Origin of the sequence: Arthrobacter sp. PsM3, assembly GCF_030433895.1 — a bacterium.
Lineage (GTDB): Bacteria > Actinomycetota > Actinomycetes > Actinomycetales > Micrococcaceae > Arthrobacter.
This window is the reverse complement of sequence record NZ_JARUXE010000022.1, coordinates 44,029-61,454: the sequence shown is the minus strand read 5'-3', so window position 1 is coordinate 61,454 and position 17,426 is coordinate 44,029. Positions and strand designations below refer to the sequence as shown.

Annotated in this window: 19 protein-coding genes and 1 pseudogene; 17 read left to right on the top strand and 3 right to left on the bottom strand. The window is 67.5% G+C overall.

The window, feature by feature from the left end; translation table 11 throughout:
* Nucleotides 1-80 precede the first annotated feature (80 nt).
* The gene (gene arsD, locus QCD75_RS12995) at nucleotides 81-473 is read left to right on the top strand and encodes an arsenite efflux transporter metallochaperone ArsD (RefSeq protein ID WP_301229215.1); all 393 of its coding nucleotides are present in this window, start codon (nucleotides 81-83) and stop codon (nucleotides 471-473) included.
* A gap of 8 nt (nucleotides 474-481) precedes the next feature.
* Nucleotides 482-2,245: an arsenical pump-driving ATPase gene (arsA, locus tag QCD75_RS12990; protein ID WP_301229213.1), complete on the top strand. Its 1,764-nt coding sequence runs from the start codon at nucleotides 482-484 to the stop codon at nucleotides 2,243-2,245.
* A gap of 53 nt (nucleotides 2,246-2,298) precedes the next feature.
* On the opposite strand, the gene QCD75_RS12985 is transcribed toward arsA, so the two are convergent.
* Nucleotides 2,299-2,532, bottom strand: a complete 234-nt coding sequence (locus tag QCD75_RS12985; RefSeq protein ID WP_301229211.1) for a hypothetical protein — start codon at nucleotides 2,530-2,532, stop codon at nucleotides 2,299-2,301.
* Nucleotides 2,533-2,607: 75 nt separating this feature from the next.
* Nucleotides 2,608-2,958: an ArsR/SmtB family transcription factor gene (locus tag QCD75_RS12980; protein WP_301229209.1), complete on the bottom strand. Its 351-nt coding sequence runs from the start codon at nucleotides 2,956-2,958 to the stop codon at nucleotides 2,608-2,610.
* Nucleotides 2,959-3,054: 96 nt separating this feature from the next.
* Between QCD75_RS12980 and arsB the strand changes: the two genes are divergently transcribed.
* The 6 genes and pseudogenes from arsB to QCD75_RS12950 form a co-directional block, all read left to right on the top strand.
* Entirely contained in the window at nucleotides 3,055-4,152 is a 1,098-nt protein-coding gene (gene arsB / locus QCD75_RS12975) for an ACR3 family arsenite efflux transporter (RefSeq protein ID WP_301229207.1), read from the top strand.
* Between the two features lie 26 nt (nucleotides 4,153-4,178).
* Nucleotides 4,179-4,601 (top strand): arsenate reductase ArsC, encoded by a 423-nt coding sequence (locus QCD75_RS12970; protein ID WP_301229205.1) that lies wholly within the window; start codon nucleotides 4,179-4,181, stop codon nucleotides 4,599-4,601.
* Between the two features lie 10 nt (nucleotides 4,602-4,611).
* Complete coding sequence (gene trxB / locus QCD75_RS12965) at nucleotides 4,612-5,586, top strand: thioredoxin-disulfide reductase (RefSeq protein ID WP_301229203.1); 975 nt, start codon at nucleotides 4,612-4,614, stop codon at nucleotides 5,584-5,586.
* 16 nt (nucleotides 5,587-5,602) lie between these two features.
* Nucleotides 5,603-6,988, top strand: coding sequence for an FAD-dependent oxidoreductase (locus QCD75_RS12960; RefSeq protein ID WP_301229201.1), 1,386 nt, complete (start codon nucleotides 5,603-5,605; stop codon nucleotides 6,986-6,988).
* A 46-nt stretch (nucleotides 6,989-7,034) separates the two neighbouring features.
* Nucleotides 7,035-7,712, top strand: a complete 678-nt coding sequence (locus QCD75_RS12955) for an arsenate reductase ArsC (protein ID WP_301229199.1) — start codon at nucleotides 7,035-7,037, stop codon at nucleotides 7,710-7,712.
* A pseudogene (locus QCD75_RS12950) lies at nucleotides 7,709-8,125 on the top strand (arsenate-mycothiol transferase ArsC); the annotation flags it as partial. The gene QCD75_RS12955 and the pseudogene QCD75_RS12950, both read left to right, overlap by 4 nt.
* 378 nt (nucleotides 8,126-8,503) lie before the next feature.
* Here the strand turns inward: QCD75_RS12950 and QCD75_RS12940 are convergent.
* Complete coding sequence (locus QCD75_RS12940; RefSeq protein ID WP_301229197.1) at nucleotides 8,504-8,839, bottom strand: YnfA family protein; 336 nt, start codon at nucleotides 8,837-8,839, stop codon at nucleotides 8,504-8,506.
* 549 nt (nucleotides 8,840-9,388) lie between these two features.
* Here QCD75_RS12940 and QCD75_RS12935 point away from each other — a divergent pair.
* The 9 genes from QCD75_RS12935 to QCD75_RS12895 all read left to right on the top strand — a co-directional run bounded on the left by QCD75_RS12935 (nucleotide 9,389) and on the right by QCD75_RS12895 (nucleotide 17,410).
* Nucleotides 9,389-10,657, top strand: a complete 1,269-nt coding sequence (locus tag QCD75_RS12935) for an alkaline phosphatase family protein (RefSeq protein ID WP_301229195.1) — start codon at nucleotides 9,389-9,391, stop codon at nucleotides 10,655-10,657.
* Nucleotides 10,654-11,835, top strand: coding sequence for an alkaline phosphatase family protein (locus tag QCD75_RS12930; protein WP_301229193.1), 1,182 nt, complete (start codon nucleotides 10,654-10,656; stop codon nucleotides 11,833-11,835). Before QCD75_RS12935 ends, QCD75_RS12930 begins: the two co-directional genes overlap by 4 nt.
* Nucleotides 11,836-11,980: 145 nt before the next feature.
* A complete protein-coding gene (locus QCD75_RS12925; RefSeq protein WP_301226137.1) occupies nucleotides 11,981-12,244 on the top strand; it encodes a hypothetical protein in 264 nt (87 codons plus the stop codon).
* A gap of 203 nt (nucleotides 12,245-12,447) precedes the next feature.
* Nucleotides 12,448-12,576: a hypothetical protein gene (locus tag QCD75_RS12920; protein WP_301229191.1), complete on the top strand. Its 129-nt coding sequence runs from the start codon at nucleotides 12,448-12,450 to the stop codon at nucleotides 12,574-12,576.
* Between the two features lie 14 nt (nucleotides 12,577-12,590).
* Nucleotides 12,591-14,894 carry an NAD-dependent DNA ligase LigA gene (gene ligA / locus QCD75_RS12915; protein ID WP_301229189.1) on the top strand — a complete coding sequence of 768 codons (2,304 nt, stop codon included), beginning with the start codon at nucleotides 12,591-12,593 and terminating at the stop codon, nucleotides 14,892-14,894.
* Complete coding sequence (locus QCD75_RS12910) at nucleotides 14,891-15,727, top strand: inositol monophosphatase family protein (protein ID WP_301229187.1); 837 nt, start codon at nucleotides 14,891-14,893, stop codon at nucleotides 15,725-15,727. The genes ligA and QCD75_RS12910 overlap by 4 nt, the downstream gene beginning before the upstream one ends.
* Before the next feature lie 107 nt (nucleotides 15,728-15,834).
* The gene (locus QCD75_RS12905) at nucleotides 15,835-16,338 is read left to right on the top strand and encodes a GNAT family N-acetyltransferase (protein WP_301229185.1); all 504 of its coding nucleotides are present in this window, start codon (nucleotides 15,835-15,837) and stop codon (nucleotides 16,336-16,338) included.
* A gap of 63 nt (nucleotides 16,339-16,401) precedes the next feature.
* Complete coding sequence (locus QCD75_RS12900) at nucleotides 16,402-16,923, top strand: hypothetical protein (RefSeq protein WP_301229183.1); 522 nt, start codon at nucleotides 16,402-16,404, stop codon at nucleotides 16,921-16,923.
* Between the two features lie 103 nt (nucleotides 16,924-17,026).
* Nucleotides 17,027-17,410: a RidA family protein gene (locus QCD75_RS12895; RefSeq protein WP_301229181.1), complete on the top strand. Its 384-nt coding sequence runs from the start codon at nucleotides 17,027-17,029 to the stop codon at nucleotides 17,408-17,410.
* The last annotated feature ends 16 nt before the right edge of the window (nucleotides 17,411-17,426 follow it).

Below are 17,426 nucleotides of genomic sequence, written 5' to 3'. Positions count from 1 at the left end.
GGGCGCCGCATCCGGCACCCCTTCTGTGTATCGACGATTATCGATACAATGGGAGGAAAGCCGCAACAAAGGAGAACCACATGCCTGCTATCCGAATCTACGAATCCGCCCTCTGCTGTGACACCGGCGTTTGCGGCCCCGACGTGGACCAGTCCCTGGTGGACGTGACCGCGGACGTGCGTCATCTCCAGGGCCTCGGTGCCGACATTGCGCGCCACAATCTCGCCAGCGAACCGGCCGCCTTCGCGGGGGACGAGACGGTCCGTGGTTTTATGCACCTGGTCGGATCAAAGGGCCTTCCGCTCACCATCGTCGACGGTGTTACTGTCGCCACCGGCACCTATCCGAGCAGGGGACAGCTGCTGGCCTTGGCCGGACTCGGCGGAGCGGGCGTGGACCCGCAGGCCCGGCCGGACCTTGGCCTGAGTGAAAAGTCCGGCGGCTGCTGCGGCGGCTCGACGGGCTGCTGCTAGGTCCCGGCGTGGAGTTTCTGGCGAACGTACCCCGGTTCCTGTTCTTCACCGGCAAGGGCGGTGTCGGCAAGACCTCCGTAGCGTGCGCCGCAGCGCTCACCCTTGCCAGGGCCGGTCAGAAGGTTTTGCTGGTCAGTACAGACCCCGCGTCCAACGTCGGTCAGGTCTTCGGTGTGACCATTGGGAACGCGGTGACGCCCATTCGGGATGTGCCCGGACTTTCCGCGTTGGAGATTGACCCGGAGCAGGCGGCCGAGGCGTACCGGGAACGGATCATTGCGCCGGTCCGCGGACTCCTGCCCGAGACTGAATTGGCCGGCATCGCCGAGAGTCTCTCGGGTTCCTGCACTACCGAGATCGCTTCTTTCGACGAGTTCACCAACCTGCTCGCCGACGAGGGCTCCTACGGCGAGTATGACCACATCGTGTTCGACACTGCCCCGACCGGCCACACGATCCGGCTGCTGCAGCTGCCGGGCTCGTGGACCGATTTCCTGGCGGCAGGCAAGGGCGACCCGTCCTGCCTGGGCCCCCTGTCCGGACTCGAGAAGCACAAGCAGGTGTACGCCAAAGCGGTCCGTGCCCTCACGGACCCGGCGAGGACCCGGCTTGTCCTGGTCAGCCGCGCGCAGACATCCTCACTCAGTGAAATTGAGCGGACTTACCTCGAACTCAACCAGATCGGGATCGGGGGAGGATACGTCGTCGTCAACGGCGTCCTGCCGGAGGCCGCAGGGGACGAGGATCTGGCGCAGGCACTGCGCGCCCGGGAAGCTGCTGCCATCGCAGCCATTCCCGAGGCGGTCGCCGGCCTGCCCCGGGATGTCCTGGACCTGAAGCCGGGCAATATGGTCGGCATTGCTGCGCTTGAATCCCTGTTCGCGCCCACATCCGGCGCCGATATCACAGATGACGCCGCGCTGGTCCCCGAGATAGAGGACGCCCCGCTGGCTGCCCTGGTGAACGAAGTGGAGCTCGACGGCCACGGCCTCGTGATGTGCATGGGCAAGGGCGGGGTCGGGAAGACCACCGTCGCTGCCGCCATCGCGGTCGCCCTGGCCAAACGCGGGCATGCGGTCCACCTCACCACGACCGACCCCGCAGCCCACCTCACCGAAACACTCCATGGTTCCATCCCGGGCCTCACGGTTTCGCGCATCGATCCGGAAGCGGCCATCCAGGAGTACCGCGATCACGTGATGGAGACCAAGGGCCGGAGCCTGGACGATAACGGACGCGCGGCCCTCACTGAAGACCTGATGTCCCCGTGCACGGACGAGGTGGCTGTGTTCCGGCAGTTCTCCAAGGTGGTCCAGGAATCCCGCCGCCACTTCGTGGTGATCGACACTGCACCGACCGGTCACACCCTGCTGCTCCTGGACGCCACCGGTTCGTACCACCGGGAGATCGCCCGCCAGGTCGGCGACACCATGGGATTCGTGACGCCCCTCATGCGGCTGCAGGATCCGGCGCAGACCAAGGTTGTTCTCGTTACGCTGGCCGAAACAACACCGGTACTGGAAGCCGAAGAGTTGAAAGGTGACCTGGAACGGGCGGGAATTTACCCGTGGGCCTGGGTCATCAATAACTCGATCGCGGCCGCACACCCGCGGACGCCGTTCCTGCGGGCCCGCGCCGCGAGCGAAATCGAGCAGATCACGAAGGTGCACACCCTGACGGACCGGGTCGCGCTCATTCCGTTGCTGCCCGAGGAACCCATCGGCGAGGAGAAGTTGTCGGCGCTGACAGCCCTCAGCTCCCTGCCTGCCTGACGTGGACCGGGCCCCCGTCGACCCTTGCGCGGCGGGGGCCGTGACGCGTCTGGCTAGCCGTCCAGCCGCTGGGCCAGCAGTGCTTCGATGTCCCGGGCGGTGGCGTTAAGCCTGGCGATCGTGTCCCGTTGGATGGCCCGCAGGTATTCGGCATCGGACTCGCCGTCCTGCACCCAGTTCTCGTCGCCCGGTGAGTCCATCGCCTGGCGGGTGTTGGCGGTTGCCGTCCTGACATTCTCCAGCATCGCGCGCAGCCGGTCTTCTGTGGTGGTGGTCTCGTTATGCATAAGTGTCCTCCCTGGTTGCGGTCCTGGTGTCGGCCTTCCTCCGGACCGTGGCGTGGGACGCCGGATCCTCGTGGCTCACAGGGACGCCAGGAGGCCGGCCGTCTTCTCCATGGCGCCGGGAACGAGCGAATAGTACGCCCAGGTGCCGCGCTTCTCGCGGTGCAGCAACCCGGCGTCGACCAGGATCTTGAGGTGATGCGACACGGTGGGCTGCCCCAGATCCAGAGGTTCGGTGAGGTCGCAGACGCAGGATTCACCGGAGGCCTCGCCCTTGACGATGGAGAGCAGTCGAAGCCGGTTGGGATCGGCGAGGGCCTTGAAGACGAGCGCCTTTTGCCGGGCATCCTCCGCGCTGAGGACAGGCCGGGCGGACGGTGCACAGCAGGCCGCGTCGAGGGCCGGCTCAACAGTTTGCAGAGAATTCATGTGTCTATTATGCACACAGATTGACATTCATCGATATAGTTGGGAATACTTCATATCGACAAGCATCAATCTAAAGCTGAGCAGCACAGGAGTCCCGTGAGCACCCAGACTGACCCGTCGCCCACCCCAGGAGGCGAGGTTGCCGTTGCCGGCAAACTCTCCACCCTGGACCGTTTCCTGCCGGTGTGGATCATCGCCGCCATGGCCCTGGGGCTGCTCCTGGGCAGCTTCATCCCGGGCCTGGACACCGCCCTCGAAGCGGTCAAGGTCGGCGACGTCTCGCTCCCGATCGCCATCGGGTTGCTGGTGATGATGTACCCGGTGCTGGCCAAGGTCCGCTACGACCAGGCGCACCGCGTCGTCGGGGACCGCAAACTCATGATCACCTCGCTGGTCCTGAACTGGGTGCTGGCCCCGGCGTTCATGTTCGCCCTGGCCTGGATCTTCATCCCGGACCTGCCCGAGTACCGCACGGGCCTGATCATCGTGGGCCTGGCCCGCTGCATCGCCATGGTGATGATCTGGAACGACCTCGCCTGCGGTGACCGGGAAGCCGCCGCCGTGCTGGTGGCCATCAACTCCGTCTTCCAGGTCATCGCGTTTGGCGCGCTCGGCTGGTTCTACCTGCAACTGCTGCCCTCAATGCTGGGGCTGCCGACCACCAGCGCGGACTTCTCCTTCTGGGCCATCACCGCCTCCGTCCTGGTGTTCCTGGGAATCCCGCTGCTCGCCGGATTCCTCACCCGAACCGTCGGCGAAAAGGCCAAAGGCCGGGACTGGTACGAGGGCACGTTCCTGCCCAGGCTGGGCCCGTGGGCGCTGTACGGTCTGCTCTTCACCATCACCCTGCTCTTCGCCCTGCAGGGCGGTACGATCACCTCCCGTCCGCTGGACGTTGTCCGGATCGCGGTGCCGCTGCTGGTCTACTTCCTGGTCGTCTTCGCCGCCGGCATGCTGATCGGCAAGTGGCTGGACCTCGGCTACGCCAAGACCACCACACTGGCGTTCACCGCCGCGGGCAACAACTTCGAGCTCGCCATCGCCGTGGCGATCGGCACCTTCGGCGTCACCTCCGGCCAGGCCCTCGCCGGCGTCGTCGGCCCCTTGATCGAAGTCCCCGTCCTTGTTGCACTGGTTTACGTGGCCCTTTGGGCCCGGAAACGCTACTTCACCGCCAGCCCCCTTTCCGTCTGACTTCAAGAACCTTCAGGAGCACCCCGATGAGCACCGAAACCGCCAAGAAACCCTCCGTTCTGTTCGTCTGCGTCCACAACGCCGGCCGTTCCCAGATGGCCGCCGCCTTCCTCACCACCCTGTCCAGGGGCGCCATTGAGGTCCGCTCCGCCGGCTCCCAGCCCGCCGACAAGGTCAATCCGGCCGCCGTCGAGGCCATGGCCGAACTCGGCATTGACATGTCCGCCGAGATCCCCAAGGTCCTCACCACCGAGGCCGTCAAGGAATCCGACGTCGTCATCACCATGGGCTGCGGCGACACCTGCCCGATCTTCCCGGGCAAACGCTACGAGGACTGGGAACTCGAAGACCCCGCCGGCCAGGGCGTCGAATCCGTCCGCCCCATCCGCGACGAGATCAAGGCCCGCATCGAGGACCTCATCGCATCGCTCACCCCCACGGCCAAGTAGGAGCACCGCCATGACTGAACAGCTGATCATCATCGGCTCCGGCCCCGCCGGCTACACCGCGGCGATCTATGCCGCCCGGGCCGGCCTGAGGCCCCTCGTCATCGCCGGGGCAGTCACCGCGGGCGGCGCCCTGATGAACACCACCGAGGTGGAAAACTTCCCCGGCTTCCCCGGCGGGGTCCAGGGGCCGGAGCTGATGGACGGCCTGCAGCAGCAGGCCGAAAAATTCGGCGCGCAGGTGGTGTTCGACGACGTCACCGAAGTGACGCTCACCGGCCACCTTAAGCGTGTGGCCACCGCAGCCGGCGAAACCCACGAGGCGCCGGCCGTGATCCTCGCCACCGGCTCCGCCTACAAGGAGCTCGGCCTTCCGGAGGAGAAGAAGTTCAGCGGCCACGGGCTTTCCTGGTGCGCCACCTGCGACGGGTTCTTCTTCCGCGACCAGGACATCATCGTCGTCGGCGGCGGCGACTCCGCGATGGAGGAAGCAACGTTCCTCACCCGCTTCGGCAGGACCGTCACCGTTGTGGTCCGCAAGGGCGAGCTCCGCGCCTCCCGCATCATGGCCCAGCGCGCCAAGGACAACCCCAAGATCAGCTTCGCGTGGAACTCCGCCGTCACCGCCATCCACGGCGACGCCAAGGTCACCGGCGTCACCCTGACCGACACCGGCACCGGTGAAACCCGGGAGCAGGCCGCCACCGGCATCTTCGTCGCGATCGGCCACGTGCCGCGCACCGAACTGCTCACCGGCCAGGTCGAGCTTGACGCCGAGGGCTACATCAAGGTGGATTCACCCACCACCGTCACCAACCTCCCCGGCGTCTTCGCCTGCGGTGACGCCGTGGACCACCGCTACCGCCAGGCCATCACCGCCGCCGGCACCGGCTGCGCCGCGGCCCTCGACGCCGAACGCTACCTCGCCGCGCTGGATGATGCCGACAGCATCGCCACCGCGCTCGTCGAGGAACCGACCCACTCCTGACCGAAGAGGACACACCATGGCTGTAACCACTACCCTTCCCGTCGCTGTCATCGGAGCCGGCCCCGTCGGCCTCGCTGCCGCTGCGCACCTGCTCGAGCGCGGCCTGGAGCCGCTCATCCTCGAGGCCGGCCCGACGGCGGGTGCCGCCATCGAACAGTGGCGCCACATCCGCCTGTTCTCCCCGTGGCGGTACAACACCGACGCCGCCGCCGTCCGCCTGCTCGCCGCCAACGGCTGGGAATCACCTGAGCCGACGGCGCTGCCCGCCGGCGGCGAACTCATCGACGGCTACCTCACCCCGCTCGCCGCGCTCCCGGCGATCGCGTCCCGCCTCCACACCGGCGCCCGCGTCGTGGCAGTGACCCGGCAGGGCATGGATAAAACCCACAGCCGAAACCGCAACACCACACCCTTTGTCGTCCGGGTCGAACACACCGACGGCGAGGTCCGCGAGTACCAGGCCGCCGGTGTCATCGACGCCTCCGGCACCTGGTCCACCCGCAACCCGCTCGGCACCTCCGGCCTGCCCGCCCTTGGCGAAAACGCCGCAGCTGACAGGATTTCCCCACCACTGCCGGACGTCCTGGGCCGCCACCGCCGGACGTTCGAGGGCCGCACGGCGCTCGTGGTCGGCGCCGGCCACTCGGCCGCCAACACCCTGATCAACCTCGCCGGGCTCGCAGCCCAGGTGCCCGGGACGAAGATCGTCTGGGCGGTCCGCGGCGCCTCCGCCGCCAAGGTCTACGGGGGAGGAGCCGCCGATGAGCTGGCCGCGCGCGGCCAGCTGGGCAGCCGGCTCCGCACACTGGTAGAGAACGGAACCATCGAACTGCACACCGGATTCGGGATCGCCGCCCTCGCCGGGGCCGACGGAGCCGTCACCCTGACCTCCACCGACGGCCGCACCCTCGAAGCCGACGTCGTGGTCCCGGCCACCGGATTCCGCCCCGACCTGGACATCCTCCGGGAACTACGGCTGGACCTGGACCCGGCTGTGGAAGCCCCGCGTGAGCTCGGCCCGCTGATCGACCCCGAATTCCACTCCTGCGGCACCGTCGAACCCCATGGCGCCAGGATGCTGGCCCACCCGGAGCAGGACTTCTACATCGTGGGTATGAAGTCCTACGGCCGGGCCCCCACCTTCCTGCTGGCCACCGGCTACGAGCAGGTCCGCTCCGTCGCGGCCGCCCTGGCCGGTGACCGTGAAGCGGCCGACGCCGTCCAGCTGGAGCTTCCCGAGACCGGCGTCTGCTCCTCCGACGTCGGCACCAGCTGCGACGTCCCCGCGGCCGTACCCGCAGGGTTCGTCGCCGACACCTCCGGCGGCTGCTGCGGGGCACCCGAACCGGTCCTCGTCGGATTCCCCACCGGCCTGGCCCACGGCCGCTCCGGCGAAAACTGAGCTCCTTTTCCCTGCTTGCATCCACTGAACACACTGGAGAGCTGACATGACTGACCACCCCGAACACGGCCTGGGCCTGCAGGACAACACCGAACTCCTGCACCGGATCAGCGCGCGCCTGGCCGACCGGTTCGCCGGTGTGTTCGCCGCAGAGACGGTTGAACGTTACGTCTTCGAGTCCTACGCCGCCCTGGCCCGGACCGCGAAGATCAAAACGTACCTGCCCTCCACCACCGAACACTTCGCCAACGACCGGCTCAACGCTTTGGCGAAATCCAAGGGCGCCGTCACGTCCGACGTCCCGGAGGTGCTGTTCGTCTGCGTGCAGAACGCCGGCCGGTCCCAGATGGCCGCAGCCCTGCTCACCGTCGAGGCCAAGGGCAGGATCCGCGTCCGGTCCGCGGGTTCCCTCCCAGCCGCCGAACTGGACCCCGCCGTCGTCGCGGCGATGTCCGAAATGGGCCTGGACCTCACCAAGGACTATCCCAAGCCCCTCACCGACGACGTCGTGCGCGCCTCCGACGTCGTGATCACGATGGGTTGCGGCGACTCCTGCCCGATCTACCCTGGCAAACGCTACGAGGACTGGGAGCTTGCAGACCCGGCCGGCCTGTCCGTTGCGGCCGTGCGGATCATCCGCGATGAGATCCACCACCGGGTCAAGGCATTGGCAGCATCACTGCTCAACACCCCCGACGCAGACAAGGCTGAATCAAACGCATGACCCAGACCACGAAAAAGCCCAGCGTCCTGTTCATCTGCAGCAAGAACGGCGGGAAGTCCCAGCTCGCCGCCGGCCTGATGAACCAACTCGCGAACGGGACCGTCACGGTACACTCCGCCGGGACCAAACCCGGCACGTCGCTTAACCCCCAGTCCGTGGACTCCCTGGCAGAACTCGGCATCCACATCGCCGGGGAATACCCCAAACCCGTCACCGACGAAGTCCTGGACGCGGCCGACGCCGTGATCGTCCTGGGCAACGAGGCAAAAGTCGAAGCCCCCGAGGGCAAGCGGCTCGAGGTCTGGGATACGGACGAGCCCTCCGAACGCGGCATCGAAGGCATGGAACGCATGCGCCTGGTCCGGGATGACATCAAGGCACGGGTCCAGAAGCTGTATGCGGAGCTCACCGGGAAAACAGATCTCTTCCCCTCAAACGGGGCGCCGGCCCTCACCTGCCGGGTGTATCCAAGCAACGAGGATTCAGAGGGCAACCAGACCTGGAATCCCGCCGCAATGCAATCCGCGGCGTCGGGCCACGTGGCCGGCTGAGGACCCGGCGCATGCAGGCGCAACGTCCGCGGAGCTTCACCGCTGTTCCACATGGTCTTCGGCTACACGGTTGTCCGCGCTCTCCTGCCGCTGGTCCGGGTCGTCAGCCGCCTCCCCGGCCGCCCGCACAGGGTTCGCCACCGTCCTGAACGCGGGTACCTGCCCGTTCGATGTCGTGAATTAATGGGGCTCCCGGGCCGCCTGTCCGCAACCTGCTGGCTTCCCGCCGGTGAACGGTCATCAGACGCCCCGGGGTGCGAACATGATGACAACCACGCCGACCAGGCATATCCCCGATCCGATGATGTCCCAGATGTCCGGGCGGAAGCCGTCAAAAATCATGCCCCACGCGAGAGACCCAGCCACGAACACCCCGCCGTATGCCGCAAGGATGCGGCCGAAGTGCGCGTCCGCCTGCAGGGTCGCGACGAAACCATAGATTCCCAGCGCGATGACCCCCAGCCCGGCCCACCACCATGCCTTGTCCTCCCGGACTGCCTGCCACACGAGCCAGGCACCGCCTATCTCGGCGGCCGCAGCAAGCACAAACAACAGAATCGATCGGGCAATGGTCATGCAATTATCCTGTCACCGGACGATGTCCCGATCTTGCCGCCCCATGTTCGTCGTTGCCTGGGTCACTGACGTTGGTTCCGGGCTTGCCCATGGGGGGCCAGGGCAAGGCGGATTTTCGCGGGCGTCACCTTGTACGGGTGCCCGCCTTTGCGGCCGCCGGCGCGGCGCGGCGCAGGAACTCTGACGGAAGCCCGTCTCCGGGCGGCGATTTGCCGCCAGATGAACCCCAAGGCATTGACACGAACGCGCCGTGAACACTGCATGAACGGATCCCTATATCGACCCGGACCGTAACCATTCCGTGATCTACTTTTGGGCGTGAACTAAACCCGTCAGTAACTTCCCGCTTTATCCAGCCGGCTGCCACGCATGCGCCCCTTCCTCTGCGCTGCTGTGGAGCCAGCCAACACCCGGACACCGTCCGCCGCGGCTGCGGCGACGGGGCCGGCAGCGCGTAGCTCTTCCCGCCCCGAGATCGATTAGACCCCTGGCTGGCCAAACCACCCTTGGTGGCACTGGAAGCCGGACCTGACAAGGAAAGTATCCGACGTGAACGTTTCGAGACGCAGTTTTTTGGGTGTTGCAGGTACGGCCGCGGCCGGCGCGGTGGTCGCGGGGGCCTCGGCATGGCCCGCCGATGCGGCCACGCCCCCGCTGCCGGCTGCCGCCAGCTCAGGGATCGACCACATCATCGTCGTGATGATGGAAAACCGTTCCTTTGACCACTTCGTGGGGTGGATGCCGGGTGCGGACGGCAAACAGGCCGGCCTGAGCTACACGGACCGCTACGGCATTCCGCACACCACGTATCATCTGACGGATTTTCAGGGCTGCGGGCACCCGGACCCGGACCACTCCTACGAGGGTGGCCGGATCGAGTACAACGACGGCAAAAACAACGGCTGGCTGCGCGCAGGCGAGAACGACGAGTTCGCCGTGGGCTATTACGCCGGCGCCGACCTCGACTTCTGGCGCCAGGCGGGACCGGACTGGACGGTCTGCGACCGGTACTTCGCCGCCACGATGGCCGAAACCTACCCGAACAGGTTCTACCAGCACGCCGCCGCAACGGACAGGCTTCATAACTCCACCGTGACGTCCACGCTCCCTACCATCTGGGACCGGCTGTCCACCGCCGGAGTGTCCGGCAAGTACTACTACGGCGACATCCCCTTCACCGCGCTCTGGGGCCCGAAGTACCTCGGAATCTCGCACCACTATTCCGAATTCCTCACGGACTGTGCCGCCGGCAGCCTCCCCGCAGTGTCGTTCGTGGACCCCCGCTTCACCGATGAAGGCTCCGGCACCTCCGGGGATGACCACCCGCACGCGGACATCCGCGCCGGCGAACTTTTCCTGGCAGAGGTCTACAACGCCGTCACCACCGGCCCTGGATGGGCCAACACGATGCTGGTGATTAACTATGACGAGTGGGGCGGCTTCTACGACCACGTCCCCCCGGCCAGCGCCCCGGACACGAGCCCGGACACGGCACTGCGCGGCTTCCGGGTGCCGTCCGTCGTGATCTCGCCGCGCGCCCGACGACGGTACGTCGCCCACGACGTCTACGACCACACTTCGGTCCTGAAGGCCATCGAGTGGCGGTGGAGCCTGCCGCCGCTGACCCCCCGGGACAAGGCCGCCCGCAATATCGCTGAAGTCCTCGACTTCGCCGTGCCCGCCAATCTCGCGGCCCCCAAATATTTGGTCCCGCCGTTCGTTGCCGGACCCGCCTGCAGCCCTGTCGGGCCGCCCCCGGCCGAGGAATGGTCAGGCCTGAAAGAGAAAGCCCTCGCCGACGGATGGAAGTTCCCTTGAACACCACCACAGATCACACGACGGCGACCTCTGGCTCCCGCAAGCGCCGCCGGTGGCTCGCCCTGCGTGCCTCCGCCTCGGCCGTCGTCCTGCTCGCCGCGGCAGCGATGGCCTCCGGGCCTGCCCAGCCGGCCGCCACAGCAAGCGCTCCGGCGGCTACACAGGCCCAGAGCTACCTGCCCGGCGCGAAGCACGTCTTCGTCATCAACCTCGAGAACAAGGGCTACGACGAAACCTGGGGTCCGGCGTCGGCCGCCCCGTATCTGTCCCGGACCCTCCGGGCCCAGGGGGTGCTGCTGAACCAGTACTCCGGAACAGCCCACAACTCCCAGCCCAACTACGTGGCACAGATTTCCGGACAGGGGCCGAACCCCCAGATGCAGGCCGACTGCCAGAGCTACACACCGTTCGTCGGCACCGGCACGGCCAGCCCGGGCCAGGCCGTCGGCGACGGCTGCGTCTTCCCGTCCAGCGTCCCCACCGTCGCTGGACAGCTAACGGCCGCCGGAAAGACCTGGAAGGGCTATATGGAGGACATGGGAACCCCCTGCCGGCATCCCGCCCCCGGCGCGGTCGATGACACCCAAAAGGCAGAAGCAGGAGACCAGTACGCGGCCCGCCACAACCCGTTCGTCTACTTCGCCGGGATCACCGGCTCGCCGGACTGCGCCAGGAACGACGTCGACCTCAGCGCCTTGAAGACGGACCTCGCCTCGACCGCCACCACCTCCAACCTGTCCATGATCACGCCGAACCTCTGCCACGACGGCCACGACTCCCCGTGTGTGGACGGGCAGCCCGGCGGGCTGCCCAGCGCCGACGAGTGGCTCCAACAGTGGGTGCCGGCCATCACCTCCTCCCCGGCCTTCAAGCAGGACGGCATCCTGGTGATTACGTTCGACGAATCCGACGGCCCGCAGTCCGATGCTGCCGCCTGCTGCGGGGAAGGCCCCGGACCAAACTCCCCGCAGCCGGGCATCACTGGCCCCGGCGGAGGCAGGGTCGGAGCCCTTGTCCTCTCCCCGTTCACGAAGGGCGGCACCTGGTCCACCACCCCCTACAACCACTACAGCCTGCTGGCCAGCATCGAAGACACCTTCGGACTGCCCTACCTCGGCTACGCAGGCACACCCGGGCTGAACCGGTTCGGACTCGACGTCTACAACCTGCCGGCTTGACCCGGCGGGATGGGGAGGGGTGCCCATCGACACTTTTTCGGCGGACAGGGTAGGTTCGAGGCAATGGACTTCCGGGAACAGCCGGGGGCCTTTGGGGGACGCCGGCAGGGCCCGGGTCCGTTCACTTATTTGAGGAGATATTCGAATGGCTATTTGGGGCGCAGACATTGCTCAGCTCAAGACTCTTGGCACGAAGCTGCAGGCGGGTTCGTCGGAGATCGACAAGCAGAAGTCGATGCTGACCAAGGTGCTTGAGGGCACCGACTGGAAGGGCCCGGACGCGGACAAATTCCGCAGCGAGTGGAACGGCCAGCACGTCGCCGCGCTGGCCAAGGTGTCCCAGGCGCTGCAGGAGGCCGGCAAGCACGCCAGCCGCAACGCCACCGAGCAGGAAAGCGCTTCCCGCTAAGCCCAGCACCTTCAGCACACGGCCCGGACGCACCTCCGGGGTAGCTGTGGCCGTTGCAACACCCCTTGATAGCGGGAGCTGCAACGGCCACAGCTTGTTAAGGGACAGTCGACCAGCTCTCGATCAAGGGCTCCAAGTCCGGCACGAAGGAAGACCTCGAGGGTATCTACGAGCTGATGAAATCCGGCCAGTTGAACCCGCCCATGAACCTCATCACCCAGGCGGAGATCCCTGGCGCGATCGACAAACTGCGCGCCGGCCGCCTGGTGCGGCCCCGGCCCTGGGGTGGCACGGCACCGGGCAATCCTGACCGGACAATGTCGGCGATCTAAGGCAGGATAGGTCTGTGAGCACAGGGAACACTGCAGCAGACGCCGAAACACGAACCCCCTCCGAGGCCGTGCGCGAAGAGTATGAGGACCTCGTCGAGGAGGTCCGCAAGCACCGTTTCGCGTACTACCAGGAGGACGCGCCGATCATTTCGGACGCCGAGTTCGACGAACTCTACCGGCGGCTGGAAACGATCGAGGCCATGCATCCGGAACTCGTGGCCAACGATTCCCCGACCCAGGAGGTGGGCGGCGAAGTGTCCGCCGCCTTTGCCGCCGTCGAACATCTGCAGCGCATGTACAGCCTGGAGGACGTCTTTTCCCTCGAGGAGCTGGAGGCCTGGATTGCCAGGGCCGAAGCCAACATCGCCAAGCTCGGCAACGGGACGCCGGCCTGGCTCACCGAACTCAAGATCGACGGCCTCGCCGTCAACCTGCTCTACCGCGACGGTGTGCTGGTCCGGGCCGCGACCCGCGGCGACGGCACCACGGGGGAGGACATCACCCACAACGTCCTCACCATCAAGGAGATCCCGCAGCAGCTCAGCGGCAGCGGTTTCCCGGCCGAGATGGAGGTCCGCGGCGAGGTCTTCATCCCGTCCAAGGCCTTCGCCGAATTCAACGAGGCCCTGATCGAGGCCGGCAAGGCGCCGCTGGCCAACCCCCGCAACGCCGCCGCCGGCTCGCTGCGGCAAAAGGACCCGGCGGAAACCGCCAAACGCCCGCTAAGGATGTACGTGCACGGCATCGGCGCCCGCGAGGGACTCGCAACCACCAGCCAGTCGGACACCTACCGGCAGCTCGCCGAGTGGGGGCTGCCCACCAGCCCCTACTTCGAGGTCCTGCCCGGGCTGCAGGACGTGCTGGAATTCATCACCCGCTACGGCGACAAGCGCCACAGCCTCAGTCACGAAATCGACGGAATTGTGGTCAAGGTCGACGACTTCGCCACCCAGCGCGCGCTCGGCTACACCTCCCGGGTTCCGCGCTGGGCTGTCGCCTACAAATACCCGCCGGAGGAAGTCCACACCAAGCTGCTGGACATCGCGGTCAACGTCGGCCGCACCGGCCGCGTCACCCCGTATGGCGTGATGGAACCCGTCAAGGTTGCGGGCTCCACCGTGGAGATGGCCACCCTGCACAACCAGGAGGTCGTCAAGGCCAAAGGCGTCAAAATCGGCGACATCGTGGTGCTGCGAAAGGCCGGGGACGTCATCCCGGAAATCGTCGGGCCGGTCCTGGCCCTGCGCGAGCAGCAGGATCCGCCGGTCCGGGACTTTGTGATGCCCACTGAATGCCCCGCCTGCGGCACCGCGCTGGCGCCGGCCAAGGAGGGGGACGTGGACATCCGCTGCCCCAACTCCCGCTCCTGCCCCGCGCAGCTGCGTGAGCGGGTGTTCCACCTCGCCGGCCGCGGCGCCTTCGACATCGAGGCCCTGGGCTGGGAAGCCGCGATTGCCCTGACCCAGCCCGCGGAGCCGGAGACCCCGCCGCTGACCACCGAGGCGAACCTGTTCCGGCTGACACCCGCTGACCTGGCCGACGTTCGCATCCGGCGGGAAAAGCGGTCCAAGGGGGTCGCCACCGGCGCGTTCGAACTGGTGCCGTATTTCTACAGCAAGGGCACCGCCAAGACGCCGTCCAAGCCGACGGCCACCACGGAGAAGCTCTTCCGCGAGCTGGAGAAGGCCAAAACCCAGCCGCTCTGGCGCGTCCTGGTGGCGCTGTCCATCCGGCACGTCGGGCCGCGGGCCTCCCGTGCCCTGGCCACGGCATTCGGCAGCATGGACGCCATCCGGCAGGCCTCCGAGGAGGAGCTCGCCCACGTCGACGGCGTCGGGCCGGTGATCGCGGCCGCCCTGACCGAATGGTTCGCCGAGGACTGGCACCGCGAGATCGTGGACACCTGGGCGGCGGACGGCGTCCGGATGGAGGACGAACGCGACGAGTCTATGCCGCGGACCCTGGAAGGACTGACGATCGTGGTGACCGGCAGCCTGGAGGGCTTCAGCCGGGACGAGGCGAAGGAAGCGATCCTGCTCCGCGGCGGCAAGGCGGCCGGCTCGGTCTCGAAGAAGACCGACTACGTTGTGGCCGGCGAGAACGCAGGAACCAAGCTGGACAAGGCCGAGCAACTCGGCGTGCCGGTCCTTGATGAGGACGGCTTCCGCGCACTGCTGGCCGACGGCCCGGCGGACGGTTCCGCGGGCGGTCCGGCTGACTCTGCCGCGGAATCAGGGGCCGCCGGGGTCCAGGACGACGCCGGGGACGGCGCCCGTGAGGAATCCGAAGAAGACCACCAGGAAGTTGTGACCGAATGACTGCCAATGCCCTTGACCGCACCGCCGAACTCCCGGCTGCGCTGCTGGAACTCGCGCAACGGGCCGCAGCAGCCGGGGCTGCGGTTCTGGCCGGCCGGAACGCTGCAGAGCTCGGCGTCAGCAACAAGGGCGAGTCCGGGGACTGGGTCACAGCCTTCGACCTCGCAGCGGAAACCGCCGTCCGGAACGTCATCACCGCGGCGAGGCCGTTCGACACCATCACCGGCGAGGAGGGCGGAACCGTCCTTCCGGCCACGCCCAGCGGCTACCGCTGGTCCATCGACCCGCTGGACGGGACCACCAACTTCATCCGCAACATCGTCTACTACGGCACGTCCGTGGCTGTGGCGGACCCCGACGGCGTCTGGCTGGCCGGCGTCGTCAACGCACCGGCCCTGGGCCGGAGGTACTACGCGCTCCGCGGGCAGGGCGCCTGGCTTGAGGAAGCGGGCCGGCTGACATCGCTGTCCGGACCCGTCCCGGGGCGCACCGGGCAGATCCTGGCCACGGGGTTCAGCTACGACCCGGCCGTCCGGGCGGAACAGGCCGCCGGACTGGTCGGCATCATGGACGGCTTCGCCGATGTCCGCCGCCTCGGCTCCGCCGCCCTGGACCTCTGCCTCGTGGCCGACGGTACCCACGACGCCTACGGTGAACGCGGCCTCAACGAACACGACTTCGCCGCCGGCGCCCTGATCGCCGAAGAGGCCGGCTGCTGGGTGCGCCGCCCGCGGCTGACCAGCCCGCTGGCCGGCGGCCCCTCCGATGACGAACGCCTCTCGGCCTGGACCTGCGCCGGGACCCTGGAGCTCTCGGGCAAGTTCCCGCTCTGACCCGGCCGTTGCGGGCCGATCTGCACGGGCGGGCCCGTTCTGATAGTTCGGTCACGGAAACTGCAGTTCCGCCGCCCGTCAGGCGTACCCGCCCGTAGCATGGACAGGTGCATCCCCAGATCATCATCCGCCCTGCCGTTCCGGCCGACTACGACGCGATTGCGCGCATCACCCGGGACGCCTACCTTGCCGCCGGCTACTTCGAGAGCGCCGACCACCCCTACATGCGGCAGATCCAGGACGTGGCCCGGCGGGCCGCGAAGGCCACCATCTGGGTGGCGGAACGCGCGGGCCGCATCGTCGGTTCCGTGACCCTGGCCGTCGCCGGCGAACCCTACGCCGACATCGCCCGGAGCGATGAGCTGGAATTCCGGATGCTCGTGGTGGACCCGGCCGTCCAGCGCAGTGGCGCCGGCAAGGCCATGGTCCACGCCATCCTCGACCATGCCCGGTCGCTGCCCGGGATCCATGCCGTGGCGCTGACCACGGGCCTGACCTGGGAAAGCGCCCACGGACTCTATCTCAAGACCGGCTTCCAGCGGGCCCCCGAGCGCGACTGGGTGGTGCCGGACACCGACATCAAACTGCTGGTTTACCGCCAGGAGCTGTAAGGCCGCCGTCGGGTAGGGTGTGGGTCAACCGAAACGCTCAGCTACAGGCACCCTGGAGGAACCATGGCACCGCACATCCCCGGCTCTATCGACGGTAAACTCCTCGGTCTGTACCTCTCGGACCACCTCACCGGCTCCACCGCCGGCGTCTCCCGCATCCAGCGCATGGCCGAGGCCTTCGCCGACACCCCGGTGTCCGCCGATCTCGCCCGGGTCAGCGCGGAAATCACCCGGGAACGGGACATGCTCCGCGGCCTGATCTACGACCTCGGCCTCCGGCAGCGCCCGCACCGCCAGGCCGCGGCCTGGCTGGCCGAGCACGCCGGCCGGCTCAAGCTGAACGGGCGCATCGTCCGCCGGTCGCCGATGACCATGGTGCTGGAGGCCGAGCTGATGCGTGCCGCGGTCCTGGGCAAGCTCGGCGGCTGGCAGACCCTGGAAGAGCTGGCGCCCGAGCTCGGGCTCAACCCGGACACCTTCACCGCCCTCGGCGACGAAGCCCGGTCCCAGATCGAGGCCCTGAGCCGCGTCCACGAGCACGCCCGCCGCAACGCCTTCCGGACGAACCGGGACATCGGCAGCTGACCCGGACCGCTCCGGTCCGACACATTTCCGCCGGTTTACCCGAGGCGCCTTCCGCCGCCCTAAAGTGGTGCCGACTCCACCCCACACCGCGAAAGGCACCTCCATGCGCAAGACATTCGGCACCGGTTCCGTCTGGGAACAGAAGGTCGGTTACTCCCGGGCGGTTCAGGTGGACAACACCCTCTACATCTCCGCTACTGCCGCCAGTGGCGAGGACGGCGTGGTCGGCGAGGACTTCTACACCCAGACCCGCTTCATCCTGGACAAGCTCGGCACCGTCCTGGCCGACGCCGGTTTCGACTATGCCGACGTCGTGCAGTCCAAGCTGTACCTGACGGACATCAGCCAGTGGGAGGAAGCCGGGCGCGCCCACGGCGAAGTCTTCGGCGAGATCCGCCCCAGCCTGGCCCTGGTCCACGTGCTGCCGTTCCTGGACCCCAAGATGCTGGTCGAGATCGAACTGGTGGCCCACAAGAGCACCAACTAACCGCAACCACAACGCG

Coding starts and splice junctions, on each gene's coding strand:
- QCD75_RS12920 (WP_301229191.1), top strand. CDS start 12,448: ATGAACCTCATCACCCAGGCGGAGATCCCTGGCGCGATCGACAAACTG.
- QCD75_RS12985 (WP_301229211.1), bottom strand. CDS start 2,532: ATGCATAACGAGACCACCACCACAGAAGACCGGCTGCGCGCGATGCTG.
- QCD75_RS12955 (WP_301229199.1), top strand. CDS start 7,035: ATGACTGACCACCCCGAACACGGCCTGGGCCTGCAGGACAACACCGAA.
- QCD75_RS12970 (WP_301229205.1), top strand. CDS start 4,179: ATGAGCACCGAAACCGCCAAGAAACCCTCCGTTCTGTTCGTCTGCGTC.
- arsD (WP_301229215.1), top strand. CDS start 81: ATGCCTGCTATCCGAATCTACGAATCCGCCCTCTGCTGTGACACCGGC.
- QCD75_RS12960 (WP_301229201.1), top strand. CDS start 5,603: ATGGCTGTAACCACTACCCTTCCCGTCGCTGTCATCGGAGCCGGCCCC.
- QCD75_RS12940 (WP_301229197.1), bottom strand. CDS start 8,839: ATGACCATTGCCCGATCGATTCTGTTGTTTGTGCTTGCTGCGGCCGCC.
- trxB (WP_301229203.1), top strand. CDS start 4,612: ATGACTGAACAGCTGATCATCATCGGCTCCGGCCCCGCCGGCTACACC.
- QCD75_RS12895 (WP_301229181.1), top strand. CDS start 17,027: ATGCGCAAGACATTCGGCACCGGTTCCGTCTGGGAACAGAAGGTCGGT.
- QCD75_RS12925 (WP_301226137.1), top strand. CDS start 11,981: ATGGCTATTTGGGGCGCAGACATTGCTCAGCTCAAGACTCTTGGCACG.
- QCD75_RS12900 (WP_301229183.1), top strand. CDS start 16,402: ATGGCACCGCACATCCCCGGCTCTATCGACGGTAAACTCCTCGGTCTG.
- QCD75_RS12910 (WP_301229187.1), top strand. CDS start 14,891: ATGACTGCCAATGCCCTTGACCGCACCGCCGAACTCCCGGCTGCGCTG.
- QCD75_RS12980 (WP_301229209.1), bottom strand. CDS start 2,958: ATGAATTCTCTGCAAACTGTTGAGCCGGCCCTCGACGCGGCCTGCTGT.